Below are 10,107 nucleotides of genomic sequence, written 5' to 3'. Positions count from 1 at the left end.
GCCGCCCGACCTCCCGGTCGGGCGGCACCCCTGCGCCGTGCTCAGGGTTCCAGGACCAGCTTGCCGAAGACGTCGCCCTTGGCCAGCCGGGCGAAGGCGTCGCGGGCCTCGGTGAGCGGGTAGCTGGAGTCGATCACCGGGCGGACGCCGGAGTTGGCGCACAGGGCGAGCAGGCCGGCCAGCTCCTCCTTGCTGCCCATGGTCGAGCCGACCACCTTGAGCTCCAGGAAGAAGATCCGGTTGAGCTCGGCCGCCTTCGGGTTCGGCCCGGAGGTGGCGCCCGAGATCACCACGGTCCCGCCCGGCCGCAGCGACTTCACCGAGTGCGACCAGGTGGCGGCGCCGACCGTCTCCATCACCGCGTCCACCCGCTCCGGCAGCCGGGCCCCGCTCTCGAAGGCGGCGTCCGCGCCGAGCTCCACCGCACGGGCCCGCTTGGCCTCGTCCCGGCCGGTGACCCAGACCCGCAGCCCGGCCGCCTTGCCGAGCACGATCAGCGCGGTGGCCACCCCGCCGCCGGCGCCCTGCACCAGCACGGTGTCCCCCGGGCGCACCCCGGCGTTGGTGAAGAGCATCCGGTAGGCGGTCAGCCAGGCCGTGGGCAGGCAGGCCGCCTCCGCGAAGGAGAGCTCGGCCGGCTTGGGCAGCAGGTTCCAGGTCGGCACCGCGACCCGCTGGGCGAAGGTGCCCTGGTACCGCTCGGTCAGGATGGAGCGCGGCTCGTCCGGCCCCACGCCGTGACCGCTCTGCCCGATCACCGAGTGGATCACCACCTCGCGGCCGTGCTCGTCGATCCCGGCCGCGTCGCAGCCCAGGATCATCGGCAGCCGCTCGGCGGGCAGGCCCACCCCGCGCAGCGACCACAGGTCGTGGTGGTTGAGGGTGGCGGCCTTGACCGTCACCACGCTCCAGCCGGGCCGGGCCTCGGGCTCGGGCAGCTCGCCCAGGTCCAGGGCGGCCAACGGATCGTCAGCATCGATGCGTGCGGCGTAGGCGGCGAACATGGATCGGACACTAGCCAAGAAAGGCCGGGGCCCGGAACCACGCGGGAGTGTGACCTCCACCGCGTGTCCCGGGCCCGAACCGGCGCGCTGGTGCGCCGTACCGGCGCGCGCGCCGCCGTCAGCGCCGCGCGACGCCCTCGCGCCGCGCCGCCTCGGCGACCGCCTTGCTCACCGCCGGCGCCACCCGGGCGTCGAACGGCGACGGGATCACCTTCTGCGGGGTCAGCTCGTCGGCCACCACCGCGGCCAGCGCCTGGGCGGCGGCCAGCTTCATGCCCTCGGTGATCCGGGCGGCCCGCACCTGCAGCGCGCCGGCGAAGATGCCGGGGAAGGCCAGCACGTTGTTGATCTGGTTGGCGAAGTCCGAGCGGCCGGTGGCCACCACGGCGGCGTACTTGTGCGCCACCTCGGGGTGGATCTCCGGGTTCGGGTTGGCCATGGCGAAGATGAAGCAGCCCTCGGCCATGGTCGCCACCGCCTCCTCCGGCACGGTGCCGCCGGAGACGCCGATGAACACGTCCGCACCCTTGAGCGCCTCGACCAGCGAGCCGGTCACGCCGGTGCGGTTGGTCAGTGCGGCGATCTCGGCCTTGACGTCGGTCAGGTCCGTGCGGCCCTGGTGGACCACGCCCTTGCGGTCGCACACCGCCACGTCGCCGATGCCGGCCGCGACCAGCATCTTGGCGATCGCGATGCCGGCCGCACCGGCGCCGGAGATGACCGCGCGCAGCGAGCCGACCTCGCGGCCGGTCACCTTGGCGGCGTTCCACAGCGCGGCCGTGGTCACGATCGCGGTGCCGTGCTGGTCGTCGTGGAAGATCGGGATGTCCAGCGCCTCCTGCAGGCGGCGCTCGATCTCGAAGCAGCGCGGCGCGGAGATGTCCTCCAGGTTGACGCCGCCGAAGGACGGGGCCAGCCGGACCACCGTCTCCACGATCTCGTCCACGTCGGTGCAGTCCAGCGCGATGGGCACCGCGTCCACGCCGCCGAACTGCTTGAACAGGATCGCCTTGCCCTCCATCACCGGGAGCGAGGCCTGCGGGCCGATGTCGCCCAGGCCCAGCACCGCGGTGCCGTCGGTGACCACGGCGACCGTGTTGGCCTTCCAGGTGTAGTCGTGCACCAGGTCCGGCTGCTCGGCGATGGCGGTGCAGACCCGGGCGACCCCGGGGGTGTAGGCGAGGGACAGGTCGTCCGCGTCGCGCACCGGAACCGTTGCCCGGACCTCCATCTTGCCGCCGCGGTGAAGCGCGAACACGGCGTCGACCGGGTCCTCGGTGTCCTGAGTACGAGGGTGAATGATCTCCGCTGCCACGATGACCTCTTCGTCATGATCAGCGAGGGCCGGCACCGACGGGTCTTCGGCCTGCCCCGGCGAATGCTGAAAAACCCGGGCCGCCGTCTGCGGTCCCGGTCGCCGGGTGGCCGGGCGGCTCGTCGGAACCGCCCTCGATTGAGGGTTTTTGGGTGTATTCGCCTGTGCAACGGGCTGAGCCTAGGCCGGGAAGAAGGCATCGCACCGGTGCCTTGGATTCCTGTCACGCACTGTTCACCCGTCGACTCCACCAGGCGGCGCTTGGGTTTCGGAAGAACCCCAGCTCCGGCGGTGTCCACAGGCACACGGCATGCACACCCGAAGGAGTGAACGATAAGACACGGAGGGGAGGTGGTGCCGCGGAATACGGAGTCGGTGTCCAATGACTTCCGTTCCCGGGCACCCCGGTTCTGTCGGGAACCGGCGGTCTTCGTTCGGTATCGGGGATCACCCGATGCCGGATTCTTGCACACCCGGCCGTGCGGCGGGTGGCCGGGGATGACATGATCCGCACTCCCGCACCTTTCACCGGACCTCGTCGGACACCAGCCGCGCACCCCTCAGCCCGCGGCAGGCCAGGGCAGACCCGAGGTCTCGCTGCACCACCCCAGGCAGCCGGTCCCGTGGCGGACCTCACCCTTCCCTCCCTCAGGAAGCTCCCTGGCATGTTCAACCGCACCCTGCTGCCCGCGCTCGGCGCCACCTCCCTGTTCCTGACCGGCTGCGGCAGCGGCACCACGTCCACCGTCGACCCCGGCGCGGCGCTGCGCGCCAAGCTCCCGGCCCCGCTGCGGGCCGGCGGCGTGCTGAAGGTCGGCACCAACCTCAACTACGCCCCGGTCGACTTCAAGGCCGCCGACGGCACCCCGGCCGGCCTGGACATCGACCTGGCCCAGGCCCTGGGCGACTACCTCGGCCTGCGCGTGCAGTTCGTGGACCAGCCGTTCGACCAGCTGATCCCGAACGTCCAGCAGCACCGGCTGGACCTGGCCCTGTCCGCCGTGATCGACACCGAGCAGCGGCAGAACGGCACCGACGACTCCGGCCGGCGGGTCGACCCCGGGGTCGACTTCGTCGACTACTTCCTGACCGGCACCGCGATCCTGGTGAAGGCCGGCAACCCGCTGTCGATCACCAACCTCGACCAGTTGTGCGACCACACCGTGGCGATGCAGCGCGGCACCATCCAGGCCGAGATCGCCGCCCGCCAGACGGACGTCTGCCGCAAGTCCGGCAAGACGCTGACCGTGGACCTGTTCGACACCGACGACCAGGCACTGGGCGAGGTGGCCTCCGGCAAGGCGGTGGCCGACCTGAACGACTACCCGGTGGCCGCCTGGAACACCAGCCCGGACCACGGCGGCAACCGGTTCCAGGTGACCGGCGCGATGCTGCAGACCAGCCCGTACGGCATCACCGTGAACAAGTCCGACGGCGCCCTGCGCGACGTGCTGGCCAAGGCGCTGGACCAGTTGATCCGCAACGGCGGCTACGACCGGATCCTCACCAAGTGGAACGCCCGGGACGGCGCGGTGCCGGCCTCGGAAATCAACGGCGGTTTCTGACCGCCGCCGCGCGGCCGCCGATTCCGGCAGCCGCTGACCGGACCCGCCCGGACGCACCGCCGGGCGGGTCCCGGTTCCCGGTGAGAGGCTGTCAGAAACACGCAGGACCGGATATGCGGATGTCAGGACAAGGAGCCGCTGCCCCCGTTATCCATTTTTGATCTGAATGGTGCTCCGCTCAACAGTTCGGTGATGGCAGGATCTCCAGCACCACCTCGGCGGAGGGTGGGCCACCCATTCACCCGAAAACAGCGGGCTCGATCCGCCTCACCTCTCACCAGGAGGCTCCCCCCATGAGCACCCGTACCCGTACGTCCCGTCTGGCCGCCCTCGGTGCGGTCCTGGTCGCCGGTTCACTGGTGATCACCGGTTGCGGCAGCAGCAAGAGCAGCAGCACCGCCGGCAGCTCGGCCGGCTCGTCGGCGGTGCCGACCCCGACCGCGGTGGCCTCGCTCGCCGCGCTGGTGCCGGCCGACGTGAAGTCCGGCGGCAAGCTGGTGGTCGCCACCGACGCCTCGTACGCGCCCAACGAGTTCAAGGACGCGAACAACGCCATCGTCGGCATGGACGTCGACATGGCCAAGGCGATCGCCCAGACGCTCGGCCTGACCGCCGACGTGCAGAACGCCACCTTCGACTCGATCATCCCGGGCATCGCGGCGAAGAAGTACAACATGAGCCTGAGCTCCTTCACCGACACGAAGGAGCGCGAGCAGACGGTCGACATGGTGACCTACTTCTCCGCCGGCACCGGGACCGCGGTCAAGAAGGGCAACCCGCAGAACGTCAACGCCACCGACCTGTGCGGCAAGAAGGTCGCGGTGCAGACCGGCACCACCCAGGCCGACGAGATCAAGAACACCATCAACCCGGCCTGCACCAAGGCGGGCAAGCCCACCATCCCGAACGACGGCGACAAGTTCGACCTGCAGACCGACGTGACCACCGCGCTGGTCTCCGGTCGCGACGACGCGATGCTCGCCGACTCCCCGGTGGTGGACTACGCGGTCCAGCAGACCGGCGGCCAGCTGCAGACCATCGGCTCGGTCACCGACACCGCCCCGTACGGCGTCGTGCTGCCCAAGGGCACCGACCTGTCCAAGGCGGTCCAGGGCGCGGTCCAGGCCCTGATGAGCAACGGCACCTACAAGGCCATCCTCACGAAGTGGGGTGTCCAGGCCGGCGCGATCGACAGCTCCGTGATCAACGGCGCCGCCAGCTGACCCTCCCCGGACCCCCGACTTCTGAAGGCACATCGTGAACTCAACCGATCAGGGAGCGGTGAACAAGGGACGGCCCGAGGCCATCAAGGCCGTCCCGGTCCGCCACCCCGGACGCTGGGCCGGAGCAGTGGTCGTCGCGGTGCTCGCGGCGATGCTGATCCACGCCATCGTGACCAACCCCGCGATCCAATGGGACGTCATCAGGACCTACCTGACGGACTCCTCGATCCTGCACGGCCTGCTGGTCACCCTGGAGCTGACCGCGCTGGCGATGCTGATCGGCGTGGCCGGCGGCACCCTGCTGGCGATCATGCGGCTGTCACCCAACCCGGTGCTCTCCACCACCGCCTGGTTCTACATCTGGGTCTTCCGCGGCACCCCCGTGCTGGTCCAGCTGCTGTTCTGGAACTTCCTCGGCGCGCTCTGGGTGAAGCTCTCGATCGGCGTGCCGTTCGGCGGCTACCTCGGCCTCTCCGACGGCGGGGCCTTCTGGTCCCAGGACACCAACAAGCTGATCCCGCTCTTCGTCGCCGCGCTGCTGGGCCTGGGCCTGAACGAGGCGGCGTACATGGCGGAGATCGTCCGCGGCGGCATCCAGTCCGTCCCGGTCGGCCAGACCGAGGCGGCGCACGCGCTGGGCATGAGCCAGTCCGCCACCATGCGGCGGATCATCCTGCCGCAGGCGATGCGGGTGATCATCCCGCCGACCGGCAACGAGACCATCTCGATGCTGAAGACCACCTCGCTGGTCTCGGCGATCTCGCTGGAGGAGCTGCTGCGCGCGGGGCAGAACATCTACTCGCGCACCTTCCAGACCATCCCGCTGCTGATCGTGGTCAGCATCTGGTACCTGCTGATGACCTCGATCCTGACGGTCGTCCAGTACTACATCGAGCGGCACTACGCGCGCGGCGCCAACCGGGTGCTGCCGCCCACCCCGCTGCAGCGGCTGCGCGGCCTGCTGGGCCGGCGTCCCGAGCACACCGAAGGCGAGTCCGACGTGGTCCCCGGCCTGGAAGGGGGCGGCCACCTGTGAGCACCCCGATCAGTGACACCCCGCCGCAGCCGAGCGCCGGGTCCGGCGCCGGCGCGCCGATGGTCCGGGCCGAGGCGGTGCACAAGTCCTTCGGGGCGGTGCAGGTGCTCAAGGGCATCGACCTGGAGGTCCTGCCCGGCCAGGTCTTCGTGCTGGTCGGGCCGTCCGGCTCCGGCAAGTCGACCTTCCTGCGCTGCATCAACCACCTGGAGAAGATCAACGCCGGCCGCCTGTGGGTGGACGGCGACCTGGTCGGCTACCGGCAGAAGGGCGACCGGCTCTACGAGCTCAAGGACCGCGAGGTCGCCGAGAAGCGGCGCGACATCGGCATGGTCTTCCAGCACTTCAACCTGTTCCCGCACATGACCGCGCTGGAGAACATCACCGAGGCGCCGGTCCAGGTCAAGGGCGAGTCCAAGGCCGCCGCGCGGGACCGGGCCCGGGCCCTGCTGGACCGGGTGGGGCTGGCCGACAAGGCCGGCAGCTACCCCTCCCAGCTCTCCGGCGGCCAGCAGCAGCGGGTGGCGATCGCCCGGGCACTGGCCATGGAGCCCAAGCTGATGCTCTTCGACGAGCCCACCTCGGCGCTCGACCCGGAGCTGGTCGGCGAGGTGCTGGACGTCATGCGCGGCCTCGCCGAGGAGGGCATGACGATGATCGTCGTCACCCACGAGATGGGCTTCGCCCGCGAGGTGGGCGACGCGCTGGTCTTCATGGACGGCGGCGTGGTGGTCGAGTCCGGCCATCCGCGCGACGTGCTGGCCAACCCGCAGCACGAGCGGACCAAGCTCTTCCTCTCGAAGGTGCTGTAGTCCGCGGACGAGTGCTCCGGACCGGACGGCGTAATAGGCTAGAGGCGAATCACCCGTTACTGCTCCCTCGGAGGGGACCCGTGGAGCTCGCCTCGTACGCCGATTACGCCGTCCGGCTGGTGAACAGCGAGGAGCCGGAGCGCGGCACCGACGCGCTGACCGGCGTGGAGGCGGTGCGCGCGCTCTTCGGCCACTCCGACTCGCCCACCGCCCGGTTGGCCGAGCCGGCCGACGTCGGGCGGCTGCGCGCCGTCCGGGCCCGGCTGCGCGCGGTCTTCGAGGCCGCCGCGGCCGGCGACGAGGTGCGCGCGGTGGACCGGTTGAACGGACTGATGTCCGAGTACCCGGTGAGCCCGCAGGTCTCCGGGCACGACTACCTGGACGAGAGCGGCCGCCCGCGCTGGCACCTGCACCTGGCCGACAACGCGCCCTCCGCCACCGCCAACTACACCGCGGTGGCCTGCATGGGCCTGGCCATCCACCTGACCGAGCTGGGCGCGGACCGGCTGGGCATCTGCCAGGCCGCACCGTGCCGCAACGCCTACCTGGACACCTCCACCAACCGGTCCCGGCGGTACTGCTCGGACCGCTGCGCGACCCGGGCCAACGTGGCCGCCTACCGGGCCCGCAAGAAGCAGGAGGCGGCCGCGCGCGAGGCCGCCGCTACCGCGACGGGCTGAGCCGGCGGGACACGCCGAACCTGGCCGCCAGCCCGGGCACCCGGCCCAGCGGCCAGCGGCACAGCAGCCGCTCCAGCCAGTCGGCCGGGGCCAGCCAGGACAGGCTCGGCCGCACCCGGGCCAGCACCCGGCCCAGCACCAGCTCCGCCGGCACCGCGCCGAAGTCCCGGCTGTCGTTGCCCAGGAACTGGTTGTCCGACAGCAGCCACCAGCCCTTGGGCCGCAGTTCGGCCGCCCGCTTGACCACCAGCAGGTCCTGGCGCATCGGGTGACGCACCAGCAGCACGGCGCCCGGGCGGACCCGGGCGCCGTAGCGGACCACCACCCGGTCGCCGTGGTAGAGGGTGGGGACCATCGAGGGCCCGTCCACGTCCACCAGGCCGAACGGCAGCAGCCCGCCGCCCGCGCCCAGGACCGGTTCCTCCTCCGTCGCCCCGGCCTCCCGCAGCCGCTTCGCCGCCATTGGTGCCCTCCTCGCTCGCCTGGCCGACCCCGGTCGGGTCCAGCATCCCGCATCGACAACGCCTGCCCGATATCGACCGGTTCCGACTCCACCTTTTGCCCTAGGCCGCCGTCCCGGCCGAGAGAACCGGGATCCGGCGGGGTAGTCTCGGCGCGGGAAGACGATCTAAGGAAGGACTCCCATGTTCTCTCGTCTGTTTGCGCCGCGGGTCACCGCTCACGCCCACTGCGACCTGCCCTGCGGTGTCTACGACCCGGCCCAGGCGCGCATCGAGGCCGAGTCGGTGAAGGCCACTCAGGAGAAGTACCAGGCCAACGAGGACGCCCACTTCCGCGCCCGCGCCATCATCATCAAGGAGCAGCGCGCCGAGGCCGTCAAGCACCACCTGTCGGTGCTGTGGAGCGACTACTTCAAGGCCCCGCACTTCGAGAAGTACCCGCAGCTGCACCAGCTGTTCAACGACGCCCTGAAGGCCGCCTCGGCCACCAAGGCGTCGACCGACCCGGCCACCGGCCAGGCCCTGCTCGACCTGATCGCCCAGATCGACAAGATCTTCTGGGAGACCAAGCAGGCCTGAGCCCTGCCGCCGGGCCGTTGACGGCCCGTGTTGACGCCCTTCACTCTGCGGAGTGAAGGGCGTCACTGCGTTCACTCCCAGTACCCTCGGGAGCATGATCAGGCACGCCGTCCCCGAGGACGTCCCCACCATCATCGAGCTGATCCGCGAACTGGCGGAGTACGAGCAGGCGCTGTCCGAGGCCACGGCGACCCCGGAGCAACTGCACCGGGCGCTGTTCGGCGAGCACCCGGCGGTGCACGCGCTGATCGCCGCCGAGGACGCCACCGGCGAGACGGTCGGCTTCGCGCTCTGGTTCCGCAACTTCTCCACCTGGACCGGGACCCACGGGATCTACCTGGAGGACCTCTACGTCCGGCCCGCCAAGCGCGGCGGGGGCTACGGCAAGGCACTGCTCACCGAGCTGGCCAGGACCGCGGTGGAGCGCGGCTACCAGCGCTTCGAGTGGAGCGTGCTGGACTGGAACGAGCCCGCGATCGGCTTCTACAAGTCGCTCGGCGCCCGGCCGATGGACGAGTGGACGGTGCACCGGCTCACCGGCGACGCACTGCGCGAGCTGGGCACCTCCTGACCCGCTGAAGCGGCAATCCCGCTGCAAGTCGCGACATCCGCCCGTCGATCGCGGTAACGTCTCGGCGGACGGCCCGCGTCCGATGCCGCCCGACTGGGTAGGAATCGGAACGTACCGCACCACCCCTCAAGACAGTTGGGGCGAAGCAGTTGAGCCAAGCAACAGAACGTGCCACGGCCTCGGGGTCTCAAGCACAGCGCGTCACCCAGGAGGTGAGGGTGTCCCAGATCGACGGCGATCCCGCGGACCCGGCGTCCAAGGCGGCCCAGGACTTCGTGGAGGTCCGGCTGCCCGCCCAGGGGGCGTACCTCTCGGTGCTGCGGACGGCCACGGCCGGCCTCGCGGCCCGGTTGGACTTCACCCTGGACGAGATCGAGGACCTGCGCATCGCGGTGGACGAGGCGTGCGCGATCCTGCTCCAACAGGCGGTGCCGGGGTCGGTGCTGTCCTGCGAGTTCCGCCTGGTCGGCGACGCGCTGCGGGTGACCGTGGCCGCGCCCACCACCGACGGCCGCGCCCCGGAGCGCGACACCTTCGCCTGGACGGTGCTCTCCGCGCTGGCCGGCGAGGTGGAGTCCTCGGTGGCCGAGGACCGCACGGTCAGCATCAGCCTGCACAAGAAGCGCGGCGGGACCCCGTTCCAGCCGTAGCCGGGCAAGACCGGCCGGGCCGCGACCGGGGACGTTCCCGTTCGGACCCCCGGTCGCGGTACAACCAATGTGATGGCCCGGCCCGCGCAGCGGCCGGGTGCTCCCGGAACGGAACGGGGGATCGCCGTGAGTGATCTGGATCGCAACTCTGCCGTCGGGCACCCGCCGGCGGCCGGTCGGGGGGGCGGGGGGGCGGCCCCCCCCCCCCCCC

General features: G+C 71.1%; 11 protein-coding genes. 8 read left to right on the top strand and 3 right to left on the bottom strand.

Annotated elements, in window-relative coordinates; genetic code table 11:
* Positions 1–41: 41 nt before the first annotated feature.
* The gene (locus ACFW1A_RS33230) at positions 42–1,004 is read right to left on the bottom strand and encodes a zinc-binding dehydrogenase (protein ID WP_380415610.1); all 963 of its coding nucleotides are present in this window, start codon (positions 1,002–1,004) and stop codon (positions 42–44) included.
* Between the two features lie 118 nt (positions 1,005–1,122).
* Positions 1,123–2,319: an NADP-dependent malic enzyme gene (locus ACFW1A_RS33225; RefSeq protein ID WP_380415608.1), complete on the bottom strand. Its 1,197-nt coding sequence runs from the start codon at positions 2,317–2,319 to the stop codon at positions 1,123–1,125.
* 665 nt (positions 2,320–2,984) lie between these two features.
* On the opposite strand from ACFW1A_RS33225, the gene ACFW1A_RS33220 reads away from it, so the two are divergent.
* The 5 genes from ACFW1A_RS33220 to ACFW1A_RS33200 all read left to right on the top strand — a co-directional run bounded on the left by ACFW1A_RS33220 (position 2,985) and on the right by ACFW1A_RS33200 (position 7,635).
* Positions 2,985–3,884, top strand: coding sequence for an ABC transporter substrate-binding protein (locus tag ACFW1A_RS33220; protein ID WP_380415606.1), 900 nt, complete (start codon positions 2,985–2,987; stop codon positions 3,882–3,884).
* A 293-nt stretch (positions 3,885–4,177) separates the two neighbouring features.
* Entirely contained in the window at positions 4,178–5,107 is a 930-nt protein-coding gene (locus tag ACFW1A_RS33215) for an ABC transporter substrate-binding protein (protein ID WP_380415604.1), read from the top strand.
* A 58-nt stretch (positions 5,108–5,165) separates the two neighbouring features.
* On the top strand, positions 5,166–6,143 hold the full coding sequence (locus ACFW1A_RS33210; RefSeq protein ID WP_380415602.1) for an amino acid ABC transporter permease: 978 nt from the start codon (positions 5,166–5,168) through the stop codon (positions 6,141–6,143).
* 59 nt (positions 6,144–6,202) lie between these two features.
* Complete coding sequence (locus tag ACFW1A_RS33205) at positions 6,203–6,955, top strand: amino acid ABC transporter ATP-binding protein (RefSeq protein WP_380415612.1); 753 nt, start codon at positions 6,203–6,205, stop codon at positions 6,953–6,955.
* Between the two features lie 80 nt (positions 6,956–7,035).
* Complete coding sequence (locus tag ACFW1A_RS33200) at positions 7,036–7,635, top strand: CGNR zinc finger domain-containing protein (protein ID WP_380415599.1); 600 nt, start codon at positions 7,036–7,038, stop codon at positions 7,633–7,635.
* Here ACFW1A_RS33200 and sodX read toward each other — a convergent pair.
* Positions 7,619–8,098, bottom strand: a complete 480-nt coding sequence (gene sodX, locus ACFW1A_RS33195; protein ID WP_380415597.1) for a nickel-type superoxide dismutase maturation protease — start codon at positions 8,096–8,098, stop codon at positions 7,619–7,621. The two genes, ACFW1A_RS33200 and sodX, sit on opposite strands and share 17 nt — an antisense overlap.
* 181 nt (positions 8,099–8,279) lie before the next feature.
* Between sodX and sodN the strand changes: the two genes are divergently transcribed.
* From sodN to ACFW1A_RS33180, 3 genes are all read left to right on the top strand, one after another.
* A complete protein-coding gene (gene sodN, locus ACFW1A_RS33190; protein WP_110672977.1) occupies positions 8,280–8,675 on the top strand; it encodes a superoxide dismutase, Ni in 396 nt (131 codons plus the stop codon).
* A 94-nt stretch (positions 8,676–8,769) separates the two neighbouring features.
* Positions 8,770–9,246, top strand: a complete 477-nt coding sequence (locus ACFW1A_RS33185; protein ID WP_380415593.1) for a GNAT family N-acetyltransferase — start codon at positions 8,770–8,772, stop codon at positions 9,244–9,246.
* Between the two features lie 218 nt (positions 9,247–9,464).
* Positions 9,465–9,896, top strand: coding sequence for an anti-sigma regulatory factor (locus ACFW1A_RS33180; RefSeq protein ID WP_380415591.1), 432 nt, complete (start codon positions 9,465–9,467; stop codon positions 9,894–9,896).
* Positions 9,897–10,107 lie beyond the last annotated feature (211 nt).

The sequence above is a fragment of the Kitasatospora sp. NPDC058965 genome (assembly GCF_042741245.1).
Lineage (GTDB): Bacteria > Actinomycetota > Actinomycetes > Streptomycetales > Streptomycetaceae > Kitasatospora.
The sequence above is the reverse complement of the archived record's forward strand: the minus strand, read 5'-3'. Positions and strand labels throughout refer to the sequence as shown.